The organism is Faucicola sp. SE7633 (assembly GCF_059264685.1).
The window spans coordinates 1-22,665 of the sequence record NZ_JCADBW010000026.1; the positions used below are offsets into that span (position 1 = coordinate 1).

The following is a 22,665-nucleotide window of genomic DNA, read 5'->3' on the forward strand; positions in this document are numbered from 1 at the left end:
AAATCGGCTTGCTTAAAGAGCGGGGTCTTTTTTTAAAACTCCATTTGATTCGACGTAAGGTTTCTAAAAAGGCATTATAAGAAATATCGACATCGGGATGGTCTTTTAAGTACTGTTCTCTAAGCTGTTTTGCGGTGTCGAATTGCTGAGCGTTAACGTAGTCCTCAAAGGCGATTAGGTCAGTGATAATGTGTTTTACGCCAACAGGTGCAAAGGGTTTTGGCTTGGTATTCCCTTGTTCTTGATAGAGCTTTATCCAGTCATTAAGGGTGTTGCGGTTGATTTCAAACAGCCTGGCTGTTTGGCTTTTGTTGCCTGTCTTTTGCCAGTGGTTGACGGCTCTGTCTCGTAAGTCTTGGTTGTATATTTTGGGCATGGTGGTATTGGTTTAAAATGCTTATTATATTACAGTTTTAACTATAACAAATCAAGCACCACTTCAGACGGGCGACATAGCTTTACGCCTTTATCACTGACCACAATCGGGCGATTAATCAAAATCGGCTCAGCCAGCATATGTTGGATAATGTCATCATCGCTTAAATCTGGATTGTCTAAGCCACGCTCAGCAAACGGCGGCACATTGGTGCGTAATAACTGTCTTGGCGTCATCGCCATTTGCTCAAGTAATTCCCGCAATTTTGCTTCGCTAGGTGGTGTTTCAAGGTAATAGATAATATTCGGCTCACCATTTAGGTGACGAATTAACGCTAAGGTGTTGCGAGACGTGCCGCAATTGGGGTTATGATAAATGGTAATATCTTGCATGATAATTTCCTAAAATTGTGTTTATAGACTGGTTTGATTCACCCGCTGCATCAACGCTTCGGCACTCTCGACTCGTTCAGAATAACGATTCACCAAGTAATCTTTGTGATCACGGGTCAATAGGGTAAATTTCATCAGCTCTTCGACCACATCGACAATGCGCAAATAATAACCCGACGGCTTCATCCGACCTTGGTCATCAAATTCCAAAAACGCCTTGGCGACTGACGATTGATTGGGAATCGTAAGCATCCGCATCCACCGCCCCAAAATCCGCATTTGATTGACCGCGTTAAACGATTGTGACCCGCCAGAGACTTGCATCACGGCTAAGGTTTTACCTTGGGTCGGACGCACTGCACCCATCGATAGGGGAATCCAGTCGATTTGGGTTTTCATGACGCCGGTCATCGCCCCATGACGCTCGGGGCTACACCAAATCATGCCTTCACACCAATTGACTAATTCGTAGAGCTCTTGGACTTTGGGGTGTTGACTGTCCGCATCATCGACAAGCGGCAGTCCCGCTGGGTTATAAATCTTAACCTCAGCACCCATTGCTGTGAGTAAACGGGCACACTCTTCAATCACCAACCGACTAAAGGAACGCTCACGCAGCGAGCCATACAGCAATAAAAATTTGGGCGCTGTTGTCGATAAATCGCCTTTAAAATCCTGCACGGTGGGACGATGAAATTGTGACTCATCAAGCTGTGGCAGAGATAAATCTTTGACGGTTAATGTCTCAGGGTTGATATCGGTGTGTTTTTGCATGCTTGTCATAATTCATGCCTTTACCAGTTGTTGTAATGCGTCTAGCTGTTCTGCTTTGGGGCGTTTGGCAATGTCGATCAGTTTCTCAACTCGTTGCTCAATTTCACCAATGGTTGTCAAAAAAGCTTGGCGTTTTTGTTCATCGCTGCCGTCAAGTTTGGATGGGTCAGACAAGCCCCAATGCAGTTTTGGGATATTGCCAAGCCACAATGGACAGCTTTCGCCAGCGGCTTGGTCGCACACGGTAATGACCACATCGGGGATAAAATCATCCCCATTTTCATCTTTTAAGCTCTCCCAAGATTGACTGGTTAAGCCTGCCGTGTCATAGCCCATTTCACTTAGGTATTTGAGCGATAAGGGATGGACTTCGCCACTTGGCTGACTGCCCGCGCTCATCGCATTGATGATACCTTGGGCATTTTGTCGGGTGATGGCTTCCGATAAGATACTGCGACAGCGGTTATGGGTACAAATATATAAGATATTCATGGTTATTCGGTATCCGCTACAATCGTGGTTTGTTCAGCAATGTCTTTGACCTGTTTGGTGAGGGCTAATTTATCCAGTTTTTCAATCGGTAAACTGTCTAACAAGCGAATACGGTTAACGAACTGATGCTGTACTTGTCTAAATGCCCGTTGTTGCTCTGTCTCATCGGTAATCGTTGACGGGTCAGCCATGCCCCAATGCGCCGTCACAGGTTGTCCTGGCCATACGGGGCACGCCTCACCTCGGGATTGATCACAAACCGTAATAATAAAATCCATTACAGGGGCGTCAGGTTGGGTAAACTCCAGCATATCTTTACTGCGCAAACTGTCTGTGTCGTAGCCTTGCGCCTTTAAATGCTCAATAGTTTTTGGGTGGACACCGTTGCCGTCTGGGTTACTACCCGCACTGTAAGCGGTAAATTTTTCAGGCAAAATGGTATTGGTAATCGCTTCAGCAATGATACTGCGACAGCGGTTATGACTACAAATAAATAAAATGTTATAAGGCGGTTTGTTGGTCATGGTTTTTTTCTCCTATGGATGAATAAATAGGGCTAATGAAAATTCATGATAAATTGATTACATTGACTGATGATGAAACATTCGTTAAAAGCAGGGTGTTTGACCAAACTAATTGATTAAACTTAACCACCCTGCCAAGGCGACCAAGGTTGCCAACAGCACAGGCAAGGTCAGAATCATTCCGACTTTAAAATAATAACCCCAACTGACCTGGATATTTTTAGTCGCCAACACATGCAACCAAAGCAGGGTCGCAAGCGAACCAATCGGGGTGATTTTCGGCCCCAAATCACAGCCAATCACGTTGGCAAACACCATGGCTTCTTTAATCATTGGACTTGTAATATGCGCCCCATCAATGGCGAGGGCTTGGATCAGCACCGTTGGCATATTGTTCATCACCGACGATAAGATGGCGGACAAAAAGCCTGTGCCCACGGTTGCCACGAGCAGTCCTTGTTGTTCAAGCCCTTGTAACAACGTGGCCAGATAATCGGTTAAACCCGCATTTTTTAGCCCATACACCACCAAATACATACCGAGTGAGAAAATCACGATTTGCCATGGGGCGTTTTTGACCACAGGCATAATCGACAACTTTTTCCCCATATAAGCCACTATTAACAACACTAGCGCACCTAGGCCAGCAATCACGCTAATCGGCACACCCATCGGCTCAAACACAAAAAACCCAAGCAACAAAGCTGCCAGCACAACCCAACCTGTGACAAACGTCGCTTGATCCGTGATCACTGTATGAGGCGGATCAATCAATTCTAAAGCATACCCATCGGGTATATCTTTGCGGTAAAATAGATACAGCACCAACAGCGATGACAAAACTGACACCACATTGACAGGTACCATCACCAATGCATAACGATCAAATGCGATCTTAAAAAAATCCGCCGACACAATATTAACCAGATTAGATACCACCAAGGGCAAGCTTGCTGTATCTGCAATAAAGCCTGCCGACATAATAAACGCCAAGGTGGTGGCTGGACTGAAGCGTAATGCTAGCAAAATTGCAATTACAATCGGCGTTAAAATCAACGCTGCCCCGTCATTGGCAAAGAACGCCGACACCACCGCCCCAAGCAGCACGATGAAAGCAAATAGCCGTTTGCCATGACCGCGCGCAAACCGAACCACATGCAGGGCAATCCATTTAAAAAACCCGACTTCATCAAGCAACAAACTGATGATGATGATAGCGATAAATGCAAAGGTAGCGTTCCAAACGATACCCCAAACCACGGGAATATCATTTACCCCAATCACCCCTGTCACCCATGCCAAAATCGCCCCAATGGTTGCTGTCCAGCCAATCCCTAAACCTTTGGGCTGCCAAATCACCAAAACCAGCGTGAGTAGGAAAATAAAAACGGCGATTGCCATAAAAAATATCCAATGCTATAGTGAGCTATATGATATTTTATATATTCGGATATGTAAATATATGAAAGATAGATTTTTGCCGTATGAATTTTTCAAAGCCTTAGGTGATCCCACGCGCTTAAGCATTATTCAACTGTTACATGCAAAACAATCACTTTGTGTGTGTGATATCATCGATACGCTCAAACAGCCACAATCTACAGTCTCGCGGCATCTTAACCAACTAAAAACTATCGGCATACTGACCAGTGAGCGTAAAGGGACATGGGTTTGGTATGCCATCAATGAGGACTTAGCCGACTGGTGCCAAGCTGTGATTGCCGCTTTGCCTGCATTTAACGCTGAGGCTGCCTAGATTGTGGATATAGATCAATACTAAATACCGCAGTAAACTTTTTTGGCGCAACGCCAACCATTTTGCCTAAAAAACAGCCAATTTAGTTACTAAATTGGCTGTTCAAACGCTCAACAATTAACAAACTAGCCTGTATTGCGCAAGCCTTGTGCAATGCCATTGATGGTCAAATGCACCAATTCAAGCGTCGGTTTGCGCTCGGTCTCATTCTCGGTGTGGCGCATGGTTTTAAGCAATGCCACTTGCAGCCAGTTAAGCGCGTTCAGATACGGTAAACGCAATGCCAACGACCGTGCCAATGAACGGTTGTCATCCAGCAGGGTTTCTTGCCCCGTCACGGTCAATAATGCTTGCTTGCTGCGTGTGTATTCTGCCACGATTTTAGCAAAAATCGCCCGTGCTGCTTCGGGATTATCTGCCAGATCAACATACGCCTCGGCAATCGTTAGGTCGGTTTTTGCCATGACTTGCGCCATATTTGACAGCATGGTTTGGACAAACGCGCTGTGCTTGGCATGGTGCTGTAAGCGCGCCAAATTCTCGCTATCGGCTTGTATCAATATTTCGACAGCTGTGCCAAAGCCATACCACGCAGGCAGCATTAAACGGTTTTGCATCCATGAAAACACCCACGGAATTGCGCGTAAGTCCTGAATTCGCGCCAAGCTTTTGCGGCTGGCAGGGCGTGAACCGATGTTAAGTGAAGCAATTTCTTTGACCAAACTGGTTTGTAAGAAATAGTCAATAAAATACGGCTCGGTGATCAATGCGCGGTAGCTGGCAAACGCTGCCTCAGACAAGGCGTTGAGTAAATCGCTGTCGGGCTGCTCGCTGTGATTAGGCAATAGACTTGCCTTGAGTGTTGCGGCAACCAAGGTTTCTAGGTTGCGCTCAGCGTTGGCGGCATCGGCGTATTTGGCGGTGATGACCTCGCCTTGCTCGGTGATGCGGATTTGCCCATTGACCGAACCTTCAGGCTGCGCCAAAATTGCCTCAAATGAGGGTCCGCCGCCGCGCCCCACGCTACCGCCGCGCCCGTGGAATAGACGTAGCTGCACGTCAAACTGCTGCGCCAGTTCCACCAGACGCACCTCGGCTTGGTACAGTGACCACTGACTGGTGACATAGCCGCCGTCTTTGTTGCTGTCTGAGTAGCCCAGCATGATCTCTTGCGTGTTGTTGCGGCTGGCAAGTAGCGCGCGGTACCACGCTTTGTCAAACAATGCCGCCATCACGTCATGGCTATTTGCCAGCGCGTCAATGGTCTCAAACAGTGGCACGATGTTCAAGCGGCTATGTACCTTGCCATTTTCAACCGTCAATAGGCCAGTTTCTTTGAGCAACAACGCCAACGCTAGCATATCGCTGACTTGCTCGGCATTGGAGATAATGCTTTGGTTGATGGCGGTTTCGCCAAATTGATTTTTGATATCCGCCGCGGCTTGCAAAATCGCTAACTCACGCGTGGTCGCGTCATCATAGGCAAAGTATGGATTATACAGTGGACGCGCGGTAGATAGCTCACGCAATAAGACGCGTTGGCGCGCGCTTTCGGACAATGCCAAGTAGTCCTCTAAATCAGCGTGTTTAAACAGCGCGTGCACGGTATCGGCATGTACGCCTGCGTGTTGGCGCAAATCTAGTGGCATAAGATAAAAACCAAACACCTCAACGGCGCGAATCAAATCGCGCAAGCGTTCATTTGCCAATAGTGCGCTGCCATGTTCACGCAACGAATCTTGAATGATGTACAAATCCGCTAGCAGCGTCTCACGGTCGGGGTAGGGCTCGGCTAAGCCATAGCGCGAACCGTAATTGAGACCAAATTGGTGTGAGGTTGCCACCACGCGCGCAATGATGGTTGCAATGGCGCGGCGGTACGGCTCTTCTTCACGCGCGATGGAATCATCAGGCGATACCGCCGACAAAGCTGCCAGCGCATCACTGACTGCCACGCTGCGGCTCGATAGTGGCAGTTCTTGATACAGTTTTGCCAACTGGTCGCGGTAAAAATAAAATACCGCCGCCGCTTGGCGTGAAAAAGCATAGCGCAAGGTTTCTGCCGAAACAAACGGGTTGCCGTCACGGTCACCACCAATCCAGCCGCCGATGTTGAGTAAATTTGGCAAGGTGGTATCGGGAAATTGCGCTTGTAGTTGGTCGCTAAGTTTGCGATACAGGTTTGGAATGGCTTCAAAAAAGCTTAAGTCAAAATACGCAATGCCGTTGTCAATTTCGTCTTTGACGCTGATGGTAAAATGGCGGTTTTCGTTGGTTTGCCATTGTGCCAGTAGCGTTGCCTCAAGCTGCGATTCTAGGCGTTGGCGTTGGTAGCCAACCGCGCTGTGGTACGTCTCTAGCAAGGCACGCAAACGGCGGCGCAATGATAAAATCGTTTGGCGTTGCACCTCGGTGGGGTGGGCAGTCAAAACTGCGCTGACAAAGGTGTGGTCAAGATGCTGCTGAAGCGTTGGCTCATCAATGCCTTCAGCTTGGATTTCATCCAACACATACGCAAAGCTGCTGGGCGCAAAGGTCGCGCTATCGGCGGCGTGGGCAAGGCGGCGACGCTCGTGGTGCATGTCCTCGGCGATGTTAAACACCTGCGCAAATAGCCCACACGCGCGAATCAAGTTTTTGCGTTGGCTAGCGCTGAGTGTTGGCAGCACATCGCGGATGGTTTGCTGTGGGTCTGCGCCTTCAATCAGTGCATGGATGGTTTGTTTGACGGGCAGTGAGGTCTGCTGCTCGATGACGCGCAATAAAATTTGGCTCAAAAGTTGCGTGTCTTCTAACAGCGGTTGGTCTTTGTCGTTGTCCATAATTTCAACCAACGCTGAGATTTCAATCTCGGTTGGTGGATTGGCTTGATGGTGGATTGCTTCAGACGGGGTGTCTTGCATACCTGCTCCTCAATGTTGTGTTTGGGTTGTGTTTGGGTTGTGTTTGGGTTGTGTTTGGGTTGTGTTTGGTAAAGGTTAGGTTTGGCGTTTTATTGAATTATCGCAAAAAATACCGCACGCTTGCCAAAAAATGGCGATTGGTCTTATAACTTGATGGCAACACCTAGCGTTTAGGCTAAGACGCGGTTGAGCCACCGCCCGATGGTTTGGATTTCGGGCAAGCACACTTGGTGCGCCATCGGGTAGGTGTGATAGGTCGGTGCATAACCGCGCGCGCTGAGCCAGTCGTAGGCTTGCTGCCCTAAGGCTTCGGGCACAATATTGTCGCGTGTGCCGTGGTGGATCGCGATGGGTAGATGGTGATTGGCGGTGTGTTGGGCAGGGCTTAGCGTTGCCAACTCGTCTTGTGTGGCAAGATAAGTGGACAACGCCAACAGACCTGCCAATGGCTCAGGGTGACTCAGCGCAGTGTGATACGCCACCGCACCGCCTTGTGAAAACCCTGCCAACACGATGTGATGCGTGGCGATGCCTTGCGCGTTTTGCGCGGCAATTAGATCACGCACCCGCTGTGCTGAGGTAGCGATTTGCGCGCTATCCACCTTGCGCGATAGGTTGATTTCTAAAATATCGTACCACGCAGGCATGACATAACCGCCATTGACCGTAACAGGAATGCGCGGCGCATGTGGAAAAATAAAGCGCACGCCGTGGTGACCATCTAGCCCCAATTCGGGCACAACAGGCACAAAGTCATCACCGCTTGCGCCCAAACCATGCAGCCAAATCACCGCGCGGTCAATGGGTTGGTTGTTTGGATTGTGGATGATTTCGATATGCGGCAACAGTTCAGACGATGACATGGCATGGTTTTCCTAATTTAATTTAACATTGATCGGATGGCTCAATGCTTGTTTACTCAAAATGTAGCATAGCACGCGCAGGTGTGCAAATACTGATTGAGCGCATATAACAGCGATTTTTTGCGGATAAAAGCCATACCAACACGCTGAATGTTTGATTTTTCGCCATTTTGCCCCATATTGAGCCGCAGAAAAGCCAAAAACCATCGCCAATGTTGGCGTAGCATTTTAGCCAATTAAGCATTTTTAGTGACGTTAAGAATCATACACGCATGACCGATTTATCTAGCCAAAAACCTGCCAACGCGCAAGCTACCACACCGCCATTAGACGTGTTGGCAAAAGACCGCCATTATCTCACCCAGTTGCGGCGCAAACTTGCCAACGCTGACCAAGCCAGCGCCGACTACCAACAGCAGCTGGCCCACTACCAAGACCGTCTGGTCAAATCTGAGCAAGCCGTTACCGCGCGCCGTGCCAGTTTGCCTGTGGTCACGCTCAATCCCGATTTGCCCGTGAGCCAACAAGCCGACACGTTGGTGCAAGCCATCATTGACCATCAAGTTATCATCGTTGCAGGTGAGACAGGTTCGGGCAAGACCACGCAGTTGCCTAAAATCGCCTTGTTGGCAGGGCGCGGTATGACAGGACAAATTGGGCACACCCAGCCGCGCCGCTTGGCTGCGCGTAGTGTTGCCACGCGTATTGCCGAGGAATTGGGCGAACCATTGGGGCAAACGGTGAGTTTTAAGGTACGCTTTACCGAGCAAGGGTCGCAAGATTCGCTGATTAAGCTGATGACCGACGGGATTTTGTTGGCAGAATTGGCACATGACCGTTTTTTAAGCCGTTATGATACGCTGATTATCGATGAGGCGCACGAACGCAGCCTAAATATTGACTTTATCTTGGGGTATCTCAAAAATCTGTTGCCCAAACGCCCCGATTTAAAAGTCATCATCACCTCAGCCACGCTAGATACCGAACGCTTTAGCCGTTATTTTGCTTTACCACCTGCAGGCACACGCGGCAAAAGCTCCCACAACGCCAAGCCTGCGCCCGTGTATGTCGTTGAGGGACGCAGCTATCCTGTTGAGGTGCGCTATCGCCCCGTGACTGACGACATCGTGCACAGTACGGATGATGATGCGTTTGATGAGGTTGAGGATAACCTACCACGCGCCATCACCGCCGCGGTGGAGGAGTGCTATGCCGATGCCGCCAGCAAAGGCCACAGCGAGCAGGCGGATATTTTGATTTTTGCCGCAACTGAAGCTGAGATTCACGATATCGCCGACACCTTGCACCAGTACGCGCCCAAGCACACCCAGATTTTGCCGTTGTATGCACGGCAAAACTTTGCCGAGCAGCAGCAGATTTTTGCCCCCAGTGGCGGACGGCGGATTATCATTGCAACCAACGTTGCTGAAACTGCCTTGACCGTGCCAAATATTCGCTATGTGATCGATTTGGGCTTTGCGCGGATTTCACGCTATGATTACCGCTCACGTGTGCAGCGTTTGCCGATTGAGGCAATCAGCCAAGCGGCTGCCAATCAGCGCAAAGGGCGTTGTGGACGCGTTGCCCCTGGTGTGTGTATTCGGCTATACAGCGAGGATGATTTTTATAGCCGTCCAGCATTTACCGAGCCTGAAATTTTGCGCACCAATTTGGCATCGGTGATTTTACAGATGGCAAATTTGCGCCTTGGACGCGTTGAGGATTTTGACTTTATCGAACCGCCCGATAGCCGTTTGGTCAATGACGGGCGCAAGCTATTGCATGAGCTAGGCGCGATTGGCGGCAAGCCTACCAAACGAAAAACCAGTAGCAAAGCCGCTGCCAAAACCTACTCACCAGACAGCGACAGCCTGACCAAAATCGGGCAACAAATGGCACATATGCCGATTGACCCACGCCTAGCGCGGATGTTACTGGCAGGTGAGCAATACGCGTGTTTGCAAGAAATGTTGGTCATCGTGTCGGCATTGTCGGTGCAAGATCCACGCGAACGCCCTGCCGATAAAACCACGCAAGCCGACCAAAAACACGCTTTATTCCGTCAGCCTGACAGCGATTTTTTGTTTTATCTTAGCCTTTGGCAAGCGATTTACGGTTCATTGTTTGCGACCACGCCGCATGGTGGCGAGCAAGTAGGCGAGATGGATGCTGAAAGCTTTGCTGACAGCGCAAGTTTTGATAGTCTAAGTTTTGACAACATCGCCCAACAAAAGCTGACCAACAGCCAGCGCAAAGCCTTTGCCAAAAAGCATTTTTTGAGCTCACCGCGGCTGCGTGAATGGCAACAGACCCACAGCCAGCTTAGCCAGTTGGTCAATACGCTCAAACTCAAACACAACCAAGAGCCTGCAGGCTATTTGGCAATTCACCGTGCCTTGTTGACGGGTTTGTTGTCATTTATCGCCCACAAAGTCAATGATGTCGATAGCAGCGGCAAAATCATCAAATCACGCCGTGGCGAGTACTTGGTCGCCCGTCAGCACAAAGCAAAAATTTTTCCTGCCAGTACCTTGTTTAAGCAAAACCCGACGTGGGTAATGGCGTTTGATATCGTTGAAACGTCCAATGTCTTCATGCGCACCGTTGCCAAAATTGAGCCCGAGTGGATTTTGGCACAGGCAGGCGATTTGCTCAAATACCATTATTTTGAGCCGCACTGGTCTGCCAAAACGGGGCACGTCAAGGCATACGCGCAAATTAGCCTGTTTGGTTTGATTGTTGTGCACAAGCAATTGGTGAATTATGAACGTATCAACCTTGCCGAGGCGCACGATATTTTCTTACGTGACGCACTGGTATTGGGTGGGCTCAACACGCCATCAACGGGTGATAGCCTAACAACACACAAGGTCACAGGCAAGGCGTTGGGCAAATTGCCGCCGTTTTTGCAGCACAACCTGAACAAGGTTGCTGATGTTGCCTTGATTGAGGACAAGCTACGCCGCCGTGATTTGCTGGTGGATGAAGAGCAGCTCTACCAGTTTTATGCCAAGCGCGTGCCGCCGCACATTGCCAGTCGCAAGGCGTTTGAAGATTGGCGCAAAGAGATTGAAAAAACTGATCCGCAGTATTTGTTTTTTCGTGATGAAGACGTGCTTAGCGAAACCGCACCTGCCACGCAAGCCTTTCCCGAAAGCTGGCGGCTAGGTGGCCTGACCTTGCCGCTTAGCTACGTGTTTGACCCTGCCAGCGACGACGACGGCGTGACCATCAAGGTGCCACTGGTTGCTTTGCCGCAGCTTGATGCCATTGAGGTGTTGTGGGGCATTGCAGGTTGGCGTTATGACTTGGTCTTGCAACTGCTTAAAACCTTGCCCAAAGACATCCGCCGCCAAATCGTGCCAATCCCCGACACCGCGCGCGCCGTGTGTGACGAGCTCAACCACGAGCAGCCAACAGGGCTTCTCAAACAGCTAGCCCATGCCCTCAACCGCCGCGGCATACGCGGACAAAATGCGCGTATGGTTGAGCCCAAAGACTTTAACCCAAGCCAAGTTGAGCGCTACTTGCAACCGCAAATCGCCTTGGTGGATGACAAAAACCGCCTATTGGACAAAGGGCGCGACATTGAGCAGCTCAAAATCCGCCACCAAGCCACCACCCAACAGGCGGTTGTGGTGGGACAAGGCTTACACAGCCAATTCCCCGAGCATTTTAATTTTATCCAACAACGTCACAGCGCAGGTGTGTTGGTGCAGCAGTTTGCTGCGTTGGTTGCCGATGAGCAAAACCCCAAAAATGGCAAAAACTGGGTCAGCATGCAGCAGTTTACCGACCTTGATGTTGCCATTCGCGCTCATCGCCGCGGTGTGTTGGCATTGCTCAAAAATGAACTGGGTGCCAAAGCCAAACAACTCACCAGCCAAATTGACAAACCGCTGAAATTGGCGTTTGCGCCACTGGGTGATTTAGAGCAGCTCAAAGACGTGCTGATCTATGCCACGCTTGATGCGACGTTCGAAAAATCCGTGCCGCAATACGACAACCATGGCGACACCGCCGCGCAAACGCTTGCCCGTCAGATCCATGCGTTGCGCCAGCAGGGCACGATCAGCGATGAGCAATATCACGCGTTGGGCGAATTGCCCCTGACCGCCGCGCAATATGCGCAGGCAAAATCCGCCGTGCTGGCGCATTTTTTGGCAATAGGGCAGGGGGTACTTGGGCAGCTTAGCGCGATTTATCAAGATTGGCAGCAGATACGCGGTAGGCTACTGATGCTTGATCGCAATATTTTTGAAGAAAGCATGGATGATATCGAAGACCAGCTCGATGATTTGCATTTGGCGGACTTTGTCTATCGCATGGCGTATCAAGACTGGCAACAATACCCGCGCTATTTGCAGGCGTTGTTGGTGCGGCTTGAGCGTTTGGAGCACAATTTGGACGCGGATTTGGCAGGGGTGTACGCGCTTGATCGCCATATGGAGCGGCTAGGCGTGTATGTCACGCCCGACACGCAAGACAAGTACCATGATTATCGCTGGTTGGTTGAGGAGTTTCGTATTCAGCTGTTTGCCCAGCCGATGAAAACGCGCGCGCCTGTGTCGGACAAACGCCTAGAAAAACTGTGGGAGCAGTTGCAGCGTTAGGTTTCATAATGACGTAAAAAACGGGCGTAGGTTATCACTTGCGCCCGTTTTTGGTTTTGGCAAGCCGATTTAAGCCAACCGAATTTTATCTTTTAGCAAAAATTCCATCAACGCCTTTTGCGCGTGCAGGCGGTTTTCGGCCTCATGCCACACCACCGCGCGTGGGTCATCCAGCAAATCGTAAGCAATCTCCTCACCGCGGTGCGCAGGCAAGCAATGCATAAACAGTACATCGGGGTCAGCTTTATCCAGCAGCGAGCGCGTCACCATATATTGGCTAAACCGCCGCGCGCGTGTGTTTTGCTCGTTTTCTTGCCCCATGCTTGCCCAAACATCGGTAGCGATCAAATGCGAACCTTTGACCGCCTCGTTGATATCCTCAACCAGCGTCACGCAATGCGCGTATTCTTTGATCAAATCCAAATTTGGCTCAAAACCATATGGTGCACTCACGCGCAGCTCAAAGCCAAACTGATGCGCCGCATGGATAAATGACGCGCACATGTTGTTGCCATCGCCAACCCACGTCACCACCTTGCCTGCGATATCGCCGCGCAGCTCAAAATACGTTTGCATATCCGCCAATAGCTGGCATGGATGGTGCGCATCGGTCAAAGCATTAATCACAGGCACGCGCGAATACTTGGCAAATGTCTCCACCATCGCATGGTCAAACGTGCGAATCATCACGATGTCCACCATGCTAGAAATCACCCGTGCCGAATCCTCAATCGGCTCACCGCGCCCAAGCTGGGTATCACGCGGCGACAAAAAAATCGCATGGCCGCCAAACTGCGCCATACCTGCCTCAAATGACACCCGTGTGCGCGTACTGGATTTTTCAAAAATCATGCCTAGCGTGCGCCCAACAAATGGCTGATACAGCACGCCCTCATGCTGCATACGGCGCAGCTCACTGGCGCGCGCGATGATTTGGCGCAACTCTTCTGGGCTAAAATCCAACAGGGTTAAAAAATGGCGGGTTGTCATTGCCGTCTTGCCTTAATGAAAAATACCATCGCGCCAATGCGGCAAAAAGAATAAAAAACAGCCACTTAGCGCAACAATTAAGCAGAATAAAAATTATCAGTATAACGCAATTTAACCGACGCGCCAAATATGGGCAACGTTATTTTGTAAGCCCAGCGATAGGGCGGGCTTACAAATGTCTGTCTATGCCGACACCCGACGCGTTGGGCGTGTGCCAACATGGCACAAAAGCTCATAGTTGAGCGTATCTGTCCAGCTTGCCACCGTATCAACGCTGAGCCCGTCGCCCCATAGTGTCACCGTGCTGCCCAAGCCAACCGCCTGCGCGTCGGTGATATCCACCATAAGCATATCCATCGCCACCCGGCCCACAATCGGCAAGCGCGTGCCATCTGCCAGCACATAGGCCGCCTCGCTGACCACACGCGGATAGCCATCGGCATAGCCCACACTGATGACCCCAAGCCGCGTGGGGCGCGTGGTCTGCCAGCGGCTGCCATAGCCCACGCTTGCGCCAATGGGCAAATCATGCACCGCCATCACACTTGCACCAAACTGCATAACGGGGCGTAAATTCAAGGCTTGGGGCGCAACATCCACCATCGGTGAGCCGCCATACAGCATGATACCGGGGCGCACCCAGTCAAAATGCACCTCGGGGAAGTGTAACAAGCCTGCCGAATTACACAGCGACGCTTGTACCGCGTCTGCCCCGAGCATGTCGCGTAGCCGCGTCAGCACCGCACAAAACCGCGCGATTTGCGCCGCGTTGTGCGGATGGTTTGGGGTATCGGCATTGGCAAAATGACTGGTGAGGACAATGCCATAACCTGCCGCATGCAGTTGCCGCGCCACCGCCACCGCCTCATCACCACCAAAGCCCAAACGATTCATGCCCGTATTGAGCTTAAGCCAAATCGTCGGTTGGCGGTCGGCTGGTGACAAGTTTGGCGGCAAATCTTGCAATGCCCATGCCAGCTGCGCGTCATGGTGAACCACACAGGTCATAGCCTGCGCAAGCGCAACACACCACTCAGCTTGCGAAAACACGCCTTCAATCAGCACAATCGGCTTTTGCCAACCTGCCGCGCGCAGCTCCAACGCCTCTGCCATACATGCCACGCCAAGCGCGTCCGCGTCCTGTACGCCTGCCAAACATACCGCCGCGCCATGCCCATACGCATCGGCTTTGACCATCGCCAACACGCGCGCATTTGGCGCATAATCACGCACACGGCGCACATTGTGCGCCAATGCCGCTGTATTGATTTGTACCCAAGTATTTCGCACACCCACCACACTTGCCAGTTTTTACCATTTCACAGTCATCACTCGTCATCATGCCCTGCGCCGTGATAATACTCCGCCGTCAGGTTGCTAAAACGGGTAAACTGCCCCTCAAACGCCAAGCGTACCGTACCAATCGGGCCGTTGCGCTGCTTGCCGATGATGATTTCGGCGATGCCTTTGGCGTCGGAGTTTTCATTATATACCTCATCGCGGTAAATAAACATAATCAAATCCGCGTCCTGCTCAATTGCCCCCGACTCGCGCAAGTCCGACATCACAGGGCGTCTGTTGGGGCGGCTCTCCAAGCTGCGGTTGAGCTGCGACAGCGCGACCACAGGGCAGTTCATCTCACGCGCCAACGCCTTGAGGCTGCGCGAAATCTCAGAAATCTCACCCACGCGGTTGTCACCCATACCAGGTACTTTCATCAGCTGCAAGTAATCGACCATCACCAAACCCAATTTACCGCCATTGTCCTTGGCAATGCGCCGACAACGCGAACGCACCTCCGATGGCGGTAGGGCAGTGCTGTCATCGATATACAACTTTTTGTTGTGCAAATGCGCGATGGCAAGTGACAATTTGCCCCATTCATCCTCGCTTAGCCGCCCTGAACGCAAATTAGTTTGGTTAATCGCACCAAATGACGACAGCAGCCGCGTGACGATGGATTCGGCAGGCATTTCCATAGAAAACACCACCGCAGGCAAGTCGGTATTGAGCAGCACACTTTCGACCAAGTTCATGGCAAAGGTGGTTTTACCCATCGATGGACGCGCAGCGACGATGATCAAATCGCCTGCCTGCATGCCTTGGGTCTTATTATTGAGCTCAACAAATGGCGTTTGTAAACCAATCATGCCATCGGGATTTTTGCTGAGCAGCTGGATATTATCCAACACGTTTGCCATGACATCTGCCACTCGTGTCGGGCCTTTGTGGTTGGCGCGGCGGCTGTGCTGCTCGTTGATGGCAAAAATCTCGCTTTCAACCTTGTCCAAAATATCGCTCACGCTTTGATCTTTGGGGTCAAACGCCAACTCTAACATTTTGTTGCCCGCCCGAATCACCTGCCGCAACGATGACAGCTCACGCACGCGCTGGGCATAAGCAGTCAGGTTATACAGCGTGGCAGGGCTTTGCACCAAAATATCGCTCAAATACTCGGCGCCGCCTGCCATCTCAAGGCGTTTTTGGGTTTCTAGCCAGTCGGCAACCATCATCGCGTCATACGGTTCATTGCCATTGGCAAGCATGCTGATTGCCTCAAAAATTATCTGATGACGCTGAGCATAAAAGTCATCCTTGCTGACAATATCCGAAATGCGGTCATAGCTTTCTTCTAGCGACATCAGCGACGCCAGCAGGGTTTTTTCTAAATCAATGCTGTGCGGCTGGTGCTGTGCGATATCACGCACTGCACTGGGTGCATTGGGGGTGCTGTCATCTGCCATGCCGATTGCCTCGCTGCTGTGAATAAACTAAAATCAATGGATTGGTAAAACCGTATATTGGGCATTTTTGGGCAAATTAAATAAAATGCCAGCGCTTGCCTTGATTTGGCGTGAATTTAGGCTAAATCGTTGTTTATAGGGACAAAATACGGTCTAATCCTCAAGTTGATTGCTGGGTGACGCTCACTATACCCAACTTTTTTGCCAAAGAACAATTTAAAATCCTGCACGCACGGGTGTGCCAGCCCCCTTGACAAGACAAAAATTTAAGGGTTTCATCGGGTTAGTAAATTTAAAATAATTTTATTTTTAAATTTAAAATTTTTAAATAAAAAAGGGTGAACACAAAAAAAGACGGCATTTACCGTCTTTTTTTGTGCTGAGCGCGTATTGCGCCAAGCGTCGTTATCATCGAGCAATTATAGCTCAGCTGCCGCGTCTTCTGCCAAGATAGTTACCAAAATTTTGGCAGTGATATCGTGGTGAAGCTGGATATCAACGTTGTATTCGCCCACTTGACGCAACGCGCCTTCAGGCAATTTGACTTCGGCACGATCCACAGGCAAGCCTGATTTGGTCAAGGCATCGGCGATATCACGTGTACCGATTGAGCCAAATAGTTTGCCTTCATCGCCAGATTTGGCGCGGATGATGACGTTCACGTCTTGCAACGCTTCAGCGCGGCTATTGGCGTGTGCCAATTCTTCGGCTTCAACGCGCTCAAGCTCGGCACGGCGTGCTTCAAATTTTTCAAGGTTGGCTGCGGTTGCAGGCAAGGCTTTACCTTGTGGGACAAGGTAGTTGCGGCCATAACCAGCTTTAACATTCACCGTATCACCCAACTTGCCTAAGTTTGCGATACGTTGCAATAAAATAACTTGCATCAAAAACTCCTTAGAGGGTCGGGTTATTGTTGGCTGTCGGTGTAGGGGATCAACGCCAAGTAACGCGCTTGTTTGATGGCGGTCGCCAACTGGCGTTGGTATTTGTTTGAGGTACCCGTGATACGGCTGGGTACGATTTTGCCACTTTCACCAACGTATTGTTTAAGCGTATCGATGTCTTTGTAGTCGATGTGCTTTACGCCTTCAGCGGTAAAACGGCAAAATTTACGACGACGATAAAAACGTGCCATGTGAGTTACTCCTTAATCTGACTTATTCTTGCGCGTTGTCCGCGTCGCTGTCATTGTCTTGACGGTTGTCATCACGGCGTGGGCGTGAGTCGCGGTTGTCATCGTCTTGACCATCTTCGCGGCGGTTGTTACGGCGCGCGCGTTTTTCTTCCGCGCTCTTGTTGAGTGGTGACTCTTCGGTGATGGCTTCATCACGGCGAATCACTAGGCTGCGGATAATCGCGTCATTGTAGCGGAATAGCTCTTCAAGCTCGGCCAATGTGTCGCCATTACATTCGATGTTCAATAGCACATAGTGGGCTTTGTACACTTTGTTGATGGGGTAGGCCAGCTGACGACGACCCCAGTCTTCAAAGCGGTGGATTGCGCCGCCTTGGTCTTTGATTAAGTCCTTGTAACGCTCGACCATATCGAGGGCTTGGTCGCTTTGGTCGGGGTGCACCAATAGCACCAGTTCATAATGTCGCATGACAACTCCTTACGGATTAAACAGCCACTGACCCCATGTCAGTAGCAAGGAGATTGTAAGGGCTTATGTGCCAAATTTTAGCCACAAGTGATAGACTTTGTGCAAAACGTGACACCGCCTAAACAATAAGGTGCGATATTTTAGGCAAATTTTGTGCTAAAAGCAAGTGTTTATTGATTTTTTAGCCAAGTTTGTAGAATGTTATGGCACTTTGGTCTAACGCTCCCAGCGCACCTGCTGACGGATGACTTTGGCAGGGCTACCAACAATCAAACAATTTGGCGTGGTCACCGATTTATTGACAAACGCACCTGCACCCACAATGCAACCATCGGCAAGATGCACATTTTTGGATACTGTGACATTGGCGGCTAGCCAAATACGGTTGCCAATGATGACATCGTGGGTTGAGGGGTTGAGCTGCTCGTTGGTGTGCAGATCGTAAATGCGGTGCGTGTCAGTCGCGCGAATCTCGATACCGCGTGACAACATGCAGTCTTGCCCAATGCTAACGCTGCGGTCACGCGCCAGCACATATACGCCGATGGCCGTCGTGCGCGCACCGATGCGAATCTGCAAATGGTCACCATGCACAATCAGCTTGCCCGATAACTTCACGTCATCACCGATGATAACGCGGTTGTGGTTGCCCGTGATGGCGATGCTAAATTGGTTAAACCGACTGTTGTGACCCAGTTGAATGCAATTGTGCTCACCTTGACGAATGGTGATGTGGCAATCGCCAATCAGTTTGTTACGGGTGGGTAGGTCAAAGGTGTTGTCCGCACCGTGGTCTAGTATGGCAAATTGATTGGGCAAAAATCGACGGCGGACGCGCTGCAAGGCTAGGCGTTGGCGGTTGGTAAGGCGGCGGTTGATGAATTTGGTGGAGAAAGACATAGTGGGGTGAAGACATCGTGGAGCAAGGGCAGATGGTGGTTTATGCAGATAAAAACTTATGGTAGAGCGCGTAACTTTGGTCGGCAAGCGCGTACGGTGTTTTTGGCTGTAAAATACAAGGCGATAATATCACCTTATCACCTTGTATAGATTTTTCAAAATCGCCCAAACAATCAGCGTTTTAACTGGCTAACATCACGCACCGCGCCTGTATCTGCGCTTGTTGTCATCGCTGCGTACGCCTGCAACGCTGCCGATACCACGCGGTCGCGGTGCTCTGGCTGCCATGCCGCGTGGCCGCGTGCGTTCATCGCCTCACGTCGTGCTGCCAATTCTGCGTCATCGACCAACAGCTCAATGCGCCGATTGGGGATATCAATGGCGATCGAATCACCTTCATGCACGAGCCCAATCGTACCGCCTTCTGCTGCCTCGGGGCTGACATGCCCGATTGACAGCCCCGACGTGCCGCCTGAAAACCGCCCATCGGTCAAAAGCGCGCACGCTTTGCCCAAGCCTTTGGATTTTAGGTAGCTGGTGGGGTAGAGCATCTCTTGCATACCAGGGCCGCCCTTGGGGCCTTCATAGCGGATGACAACCACGTCACCTGCCACGATTTGGTCAGCCAAAATCGCTGCCACCGCATCGTCTTGGCTTTCAAACACGCGCGCGCGTCCCGTAAACGTCAAGATACTGTCATCCACGCCTGCGGTTTTGACCACACAGCCGCGTTCGGCAAGATTGCCAAACAGCACGGCTAGACCACCGTCTTGTGAGTATGCATGGGCTTGGCTGCGGATACAGCCTGATTCACGATTGACATCAAGATTTGGCCAAGCATTGTTTTGGCTAAAGGCCTGTGTCGTGCGCACGCCACCGGGGGCAGCGATATAGCGGTCGCGCGCCTCGGTGTTGTCAGGGTTCATGATGTCCCAATGCGCCAACGCCTCGGCAAGGCTTGCGCTGTGTACATTGGGCACGCTGGTATTTAGCAGCCCTGCGCGGTCAAGCTCTGCCAAAATCCCCATCACGCCACCTGCACGGTGTACGTCTTCCATGTGGTATTGTTGGGTGGCAGGTGCAACTTTACACAAACACGGCACATGGCGGCTTAGGCGGTCAATATCTGCCATTTTAAAGTCCACACCTGCTTCATTTGCCGCCGCCAGCAAGTGTAAAATCGTGTTGGTTGAGCCGCCCATCGCAATATCAAGGCTCATGGCATTTTCAAACGCCGCTTTGGTGGCAATGCTACGCGGCAACACACTGCTATCGTCGTGCTCATAATAGCGTTTAGCCAGCTCAACAATACGCCGCCCTGCCTGCAAAAACAAGTCCTTGCGCTTGGCATGGGTGGCAAGCAATGAACCATTACCGGGTAAAGACAACCCCAACGCCTCAGTCAAGCAGTTCATTGAATTGGCGGTAAACATACCCGAGCACGAGCCACACGTTGGGCACGCTGACCGCTCGGTCAAGGCGACCTCCTCATCACTGATACGATCATCGGCCGCATCCACCATCGCATCCACCAAATCCAACTTGCGCACCGTATGTTTGGCATCGTGTGTCACATCATCATTGCGGCTGTGTGCCAAGCCGTCGGTGGTTGCCAAAATCTTACCGGCTTCCATCGGGCCGCCCGACACAAAAATTGTCGGAATATTAAGCCGCATGGCCGCCATCAACATCCCAGGGGTGATTTTGTCACAGTTTGAAATACACACCAACGCATCGGCACAATGCGCATTGACCATATACTCAACACTATCGGCAATCAAATCACGGCTAGGCAAGCTATACAACATGCCCAAATGCCCCATTGCAATGCCGTCATCAATCGCAATGGTGTTAAATTCTTTGGCAACGCCGCCTGCCGCTTCAATTTCACGCGCAACCAGCTGTCCTAAGTCTTTTAAATGCACATGCCCCGGCACAAACTGGGTAAACGAGTTGGCAATCGCGATAATCGGCTTATCAAAATCGGCATCGGTCATGCCTGTGGCACGCCACAACGCACGCGCACCTGCCATGTTGCGCCCAGCGGTTGAGGTTTTGGAGCGATATTGCATGATATATCCTTAATTAAACAGCGCTTTGGCTCACCACACCTAGCCAAAACAAATAATGTCACAATAAATGCCCATCGTAAAACAACGCCACGCCATGCGCAAGTCGCAGACGGAATAAATCACTTAGCCAAACGGAATACAACGCGCAAATTTTAGCCATTAGGTCATTGTTTTTGTTTAAAAATGGCATTATATTTGCATCATAACAGCGCATAAAATTGGGGGGTGGGCGTGACAATGTTGCTTGGGTTGGGCGTGTTATTGGTGGTGTGGTTTGTTATCAAGCCCATGCTAAGTCGCTTGTGGCTAAAATTTCACCTGTTGGTTGGCATTGAGGTTGGCAAGCCGCGCATCGACTACCACCACGACCCACGCCATGGCTTGGTGCTGACTTATCAGCCAGTTAATGCCAACATTCACGGCAATCTACCTGCCGTGCAGCTAAGCCGTGATGACATCGCCGCGCTGTCACCAACCGCGCAACAACTGCTATGGCGTATTAACGACAAATTGGCGCGTTACCAAAACTGGTGCAACGCCGCACCCAACGACCAAGCCGCGCCACCGCTGACAGAGGCACAATTTGTCCTCAACCGTTTACTACAAGACACCTTGCCCAACGTCTTGCAGCGATATCTGCAACTGGCGCGCTACACCCCCGAGCATCTGCGCGCAACCACCGCTGACAATTTATCCGCCGATGACATGCTCATCAAAATTTTGCAGCAAACCGAAGGCCAGCTTGACACCCTGCTAGCCGAACGCCACGCCGACACCGTGGCGCAACTTGCCAGTGACTACCGCTATGTGCAAGCGCGCACATCAAATGTCTTGTGATACTTGTATAAGTCTTAACCCAGCTTACGCGAATACCCACAAAATCGACCAAAACGCGCTATAGCCACGTGCCAAACTGGGCTACAATACCACAATCAATCTTGCCACTTATTAGCATAAGGAAAAAATAACATGGATTACGGTGCATTGGCGTTGTTGGTGTTGGTGTATAGCATCCCCATTGTGGTGATACTTTTTACCGCGTACAAACTCTATCAACTGGCAACCCGCGGGCGCGCGCTTGAGTTTAAGAGTATGCCGCAGCTCACCCAAGTCACCAGCCGCAACCTGCCCAAAGACATGACCGACAAGCTCAACCTCATCAACCAAAAGGCAGAAAAACTGCTCGGCTATCAAGGCAAAAACCCCATCAATAACCAGCAAATTGCCGATGAAAACCAGTTTTTGGTCAAAAAAATCCTAGACGTGCATCTGCCTGAGGCAATTGCCGACTACCAACGCCTAGACAATGCACGCGCTGACCAAATGGCGGTTGGCTCAACGGGCAAAACCGCGCATGATTTGCTCAGCGATTATCTAGACACCATCAATCGCCAGTTTGATGACATGCTTGATGCGATGTATGAACAAAACGCGCAAAAACTGCTGGTCACCAACCGCTACCTACAAGCGCGTTTTGACAACCCTGACAGCCAATTGGGTCAGCTTGCGCCTGCCCCTGTGGCCGTGCCTGCCGAGATTCCTGCCACCATTCCTGCCGAACCCATCGAGCTATCAGCGCCTGTCGGCACGTCTACCAATACAACCAACCGCCGCGCGTAAGCGTATAAGCAAAAACAGCGGCTGAATGCATCAACCGCTGTT

Annotated in this window: 20 protein-coding genes; 4 read left to right on the top strand and 16 right to left on the bottom strand. The window is 50.8% G+C overall.

Annotation, left to right across the window (positions count from 1 at the left end; translation table 11 throughout):
• The 6 genes from AC5L4R_RS08880 to AC5L4R_RS08905 form a co-directional block, all read right to left on the bottom strand.
• Positions 1 to 376, bottom strand: a 376-nt coding sequence (locus AC5L4R_RS08880) for a helix-turn-helix domain-containing protein (RefSeq protein WP_494473406.1), incomplete at its 3' end; no start/stop codon positions are given.
• Between the two features lie 41 nt (positions 377 to 417).
• Positions 418 to 768 (bottom strand): arsenate reductase (glutaredoxin), encoded by a 351-nt coding sequence (arsC, locus tag AC5L4R_RS08885; protein ID WP_494473591.1) that lies wholly within the window; start codon positions 766 to 768, stop codon positions 418 to 420.
• 21 nt (positions 769 to 789) lie between these two features.
• Positions 790 to 1,542, bottom strand: coding sequence for an arsenical resistance protein ArsH (arsH, locus tag AC5L4R_RS08890; protein WP_494473614.1), 753 nt, complete (start codon positions 1,540 to 1,542; stop codon positions 790 to 792).
• A 12-nt stretch (positions 1,543 to 1,554) separates the two neighbouring features.
• Positions 1,555 to 2,034 (bottom strand): arsenate reductase ArsC, encoded by a 480-nt coding sequence (locus AC5L4R_RS08895; protein ID WP_494473592.1) that lies wholly within the window; start codon positions 2,032 to 2,034, stop codon positions 1,555 to 1,557.
• Between the two features lie 2 nt (positions 2,035 to 2,036).
• Positions 2,037 to 2,558 carry an arsenate reductase ArsC gene (locus AC5L4R_RS08900; RefSeq protein ID WP_494473593.1) on the bottom strand — a complete coding sequence of 174 codons (522 nt, stop codon included), beginning with the start codon at positions 2,556 to 2,558 and terminating at the stop codon, positions 2,037 to 2,039.
• Between the two features lie 108 nt (positions 2,559 to 2,666).
• Complete coding sequence (locus AC5L4R_RS08905) at positions 2,667 to 3,959, bottom strand: arsenic transporter (RefSeq protein WP_494473594.1); 1,293 nt, start codon at positions 3,957 to 3,959, stop codon at positions 2,667 to 2,669.
• Positions 3,960 to 4,020: 61 nt separating this feature from the next.
• On the opposite strand from AC5L4R_RS08905, the gene AC5L4R_RS08910 reads away from it, so the two are divergent.
• A complete protein-coding gene (locus tag AC5L4R_RS08910) occupies positions 4,021 to 4,314 on the top strand; it encodes an ArsR/SmtB family transcription factor (RefSeq protein WP_494473595.1) in 294 nt (97 codons plus the stop codon).
• Positions 4,315 to 4,439: 125 nt separating this feature from the next.
• Here the strand turns inward: AC5L4R_RS08910 and ppc are convergent, their stop codons facing one another.
• The gene (ppc, locus tag AC5L4R_RS08915) at positions 4,440 to 7,217 is read right to left on the bottom strand and encodes a phosphoenolpyruvate carboxylase (protein WP_494473596.1); all 2,778 of its coding nucleotides are present in this window, start codon (positions 7,215 to 7,217) and stop codon (positions 4,440 to 4,442) included.
• A 170-nt stretch (positions 7,218 to 7,387) separates the two neighbouring features.
• Positions 7,388 to 8,080: an alpha/beta hydrolase gene (locus tag AC5L4R_RS08920; RefSeq protein WP_494473597.1), complete on the bottom strand. Its 693-nt coding sequence runs from the start codon at positions 8,078 to 8,080 to the stop codon at positions 7,388 to 7,390.
• A gap of 272 nt (positions 8,081 to 8,352) precedes the next feature.
• Between AC5L4R_RS08920 and hrpA the strand changes: the two genes are divergently transcribed.
• Positions 8,353 to 12,693, top strand: a complete 4,341-nt coding sequence (hrpA, locus tag AC5L4R_RS08925) for an ATP-dependent RNA helicase HrpA (protein WP_494473598.1) — start codon at positions 8,353 to 8,355, stop codon at positions 12,691 to 12,693.
• Between the two features lie 69 nt (positions 12,694 to 12,762).
• Here the strand turns inward: hrpA and argF are convergent, their stop codons facing one another.
• The 8 genes from argF to ilvD all read right to left on the bottom strand — a co-directional run bounded on the left by argF (position 12,763) and on the right by ilvD (position 21,003).
• The gene (gene argF / locus AC5L4R_RS08930; protein ID WP_494473599.1) at positions 12,763 to 13,683 is read right to left on the bottom strand and encodes an ornithine carbamoyltransferase; all 921 of its coding nucleotides are present in this window, start codon (positions 13,681 to 13,683) and stop codon (positions 12,763 to 12,765) included.
• 183 nt (positions 13,684 to 13,866) lie between these two features.
• On the bottom strand, positions 13,867 to 14,973 hold the full coding sequence (alr, locus tag AC5L4R_RS08935; protein WP_494473600.1) for an alanine racemase: 1,107 nt from the start codon (positions 14,971 to 14,973) through the stop codon (positions 13,867 to 13,869).
• Between the two features lie 38 nt (positions 14,974 to 15,011).
• A complete protein-coding gene (gene dnaB / locus AC5L4R_RS08940) occupies positions 15,012 to 16,427 on the bottom strand; it encodes a replicative DNA helicase (RefSeq protein ID WP_494473601.1) in 1,416 nt (471 codons plus the stop codon).
• Between the two features lie 419 nt (positions 16,428 to 16,846).
• Positions 16,847 to 17,311: a 50S ribosomal protein L9 gene (gene rplI, locus AC5L4R_RS08945; protein ID WP_494473602.1), complete on the bottom strand. Its 465-nt coding sequence runs from the start codon at positions 17,309 to 17,311 to the stop codon at positions 16,847 to 16,849.
• Between the two features lie 23 nt (positions 17,312 to 17,334).
• Complete coding sequence (gene rpsR, locus AC5L4R_RS08950; protein ID WP_067055859.1) at positions 17,335 to 17,562, bottom strand: 30S ribosomal protein S18; 228 nt, start codon at positions 17,560 to 17,562, stop codon at positions 17,335 to 17,337.
• Positions 17,563 to 17,584: 22 nt separating this feature from the next.
• Positions 17,585 to 18,031 carry a 30S ribosomal protein S6 gene (rpsF, locus tag AC5L4R_RS08955; RefSeq protein ID WP_494473603.1) on the bottom strand — a complete coding sequence of 149 codons (447 nt, stop codon included), beginning with the start codon at positions 18,029 to 18,031 and terminating at the stop codon, positions 17,585 to 17,587.
• A 216-nt stretch (positions 18,032 to 18,247) separates the two neighbouring features.
• Positions 18,248 to 18,931, bottom strand: coding sequence for an acyltransferase (locus tag AC5L4R_RS08960; RefSeq protein ID WP_494473604.1), 684 nt, complete (start codon positions 18,929 to 18,931; stop codon positions 18,248 to 18,250).
• A 173-nt stretch (positions 18,932 to 19,104) separates the two neighbouring features.
• Positions 19,105 to 21,003 carry a dihydroxy-acid dehydratase gene (gene ilvD / locus AC5L4R_RS08965; RefSeq protein WP_494473605.1) on the bottom strand — a complete coding sequence of 633 codons (1,899 nt, stop codon included), beginning with the start codon at positions 21,001 to 21,003 and terminating at the stop codon, positions 19,105 to 19,107.
• Between the two features lie 231 nt (positions 21,004 to 21,234).
• Between ilvD and AC5L4R_RS08970 the strand changes: the two genes are divergently transcribed.
• On the top strand, positions 21,235 to 21,840 hold the full coding sequence (locus AC5L4R_RS08970) for a hypothetical protein (protein WP_494473606.1): 606 nt from the start codon (positions 21,235 to 21,237) through the stop codon (positions 21,838 to 21,840).
• Between the two features lie 132 nt (positions 21,841 to 21,972).
• Positions 21,973 to 22,623, top strand: a complete 651-nt coding sequence (locus tag AC5L4R_RS08975) for a hypothetical protein (protein ID WP_494473607.1) — start codon at positions 21,973 to 21,975, stop codon at positions 22,621 to 22,623.
• Positions 22,624 to 22,665: the final 42 nt, after the last annotated feature.

What these genes read in the sequence shown, in the direction of transcription:
- arsC (WP_494473591.1), bottom strand. Translation starts at nt 768, where the DNA reads ATGCAAGATATTACCATTTATCATAACCCCAATTGCGGCACGTCTCGC.
- arsH (WP_494473614.1), bottom strand. Translation starts at nt 1,542, where the DNA reads ATGCAAAAACACACCGATATCAACCCTGAGACATTAACCGTCAAAGAT.
- AC5L4R_RS08895 (WP_494473592.1), bottom strand. Translation starts at nt 2,034, where the DNA reads ATGAATATCTTATATATTTGTACCCATAACCGCTGTCGCAGTATCTTA.
- AC5L4R_RS08900 (WP_494473593.1), bottom strand. Translation starts at nt 2,558, where the DNA reads ATGACCAACAAACCGCCTTATAACATTTTATTTATTTGTAGTCATAAC.
- AC5L4R_RS08905 (WP_494473594.1), bottom strand. Translation starts at nt 3,959, where the DNA reads ATGGCAATCGCCGTTTTTATTTTCCTACTCACGCTGGTTTTGGTGATT.
- AC5L4R_RS08910 (WP_494473595.1), top strand. Translation starts at nt 4,021, where the DNA reads ATGAAAGATAGATTTTTGCCGTATGAATTTTTCAAAGCCTTAGGTGAT.
- ppc (WP_494473596.1), bottom strand. Translation starts at nt 7,217, where the DNA reads ATGCAAGACACCCCGTCTGAAGCAATCCACCATCAAGCCAATCCACCA.
- AC5L4R_RS08920 (WP_494473597.1), bottom strand. Translation starts at nt 8,080, where the DNA reads ATGTCATCGTCTGAACTGTTGCCGCATATCGAAATCATCCACAATCCA.
- hrpA (WP_494473598.1), top strand. Translation starts at nt 8,353, where the DNA reads ATGACCGATTTATCTAGCCAAAAACCTGCCAACGCGCAAGCTACCACA.
- argF (WP_494473599.1), bottom strand. Translation starts at nt 13,683, where the DNA reads ATGACAACCCGCCATTTTTTAACCCTGTTGGATTTTAGCCCAGAAGAG.
- dnaB (WP_494473601.1), bottom strand. Translation starts at nt 16,427, where the DNA reads ATGGCAGATGACAGCACCCCCAATGCACCCAGTGCAGTGCGTGATATC.
- rplI (WP_494473602.1), bottom strand. Translation starts at nt 17,311, where the DNA reads ATGCAAGTTATTTTATTGCAACGTATCGCAAACTTAGGCAAGTTGGGT.
- rpsR (WP_067055859.1), bottom strand. Translation starts at nt 17,562, where the DNA reads ATGGCACGTTTTTATCGTCGTCGTAAATTTTGCCGTTTTACCGCTGAA.
- rpsF (WP_494473603.1), bottom strand. Translation starts at nt 18,031, where the DNA reads ATGCGACATTATGAACTGGTGCTATTGGTGCACCCCGACCAAAGCGAC.
- AC5L4R_RS08960 (WP_494473604.1), bottom strand. Translation starts at nt 18,931, where the DNA reads ATGTCTTTCTCCACCAAATTCATCAACCGCCGCCTTACCAACCGCCAA.
- ilvD (WP_494473605.1), bottom strand. Translation starts at nt 21,003, where the DNA reads ATGCAATATCGCTCCAAAACCTCAACCGCTGGGCGCAACATGGCAGGT.
- AC5L4R_RS08975 (WP_494473607.1), top strand. Translation starts at nt 21,973, where the DNA reads ATGGATTACGGTGCATTGGCGTTGTTGGTGTTGGTGTATAGCATCCCC.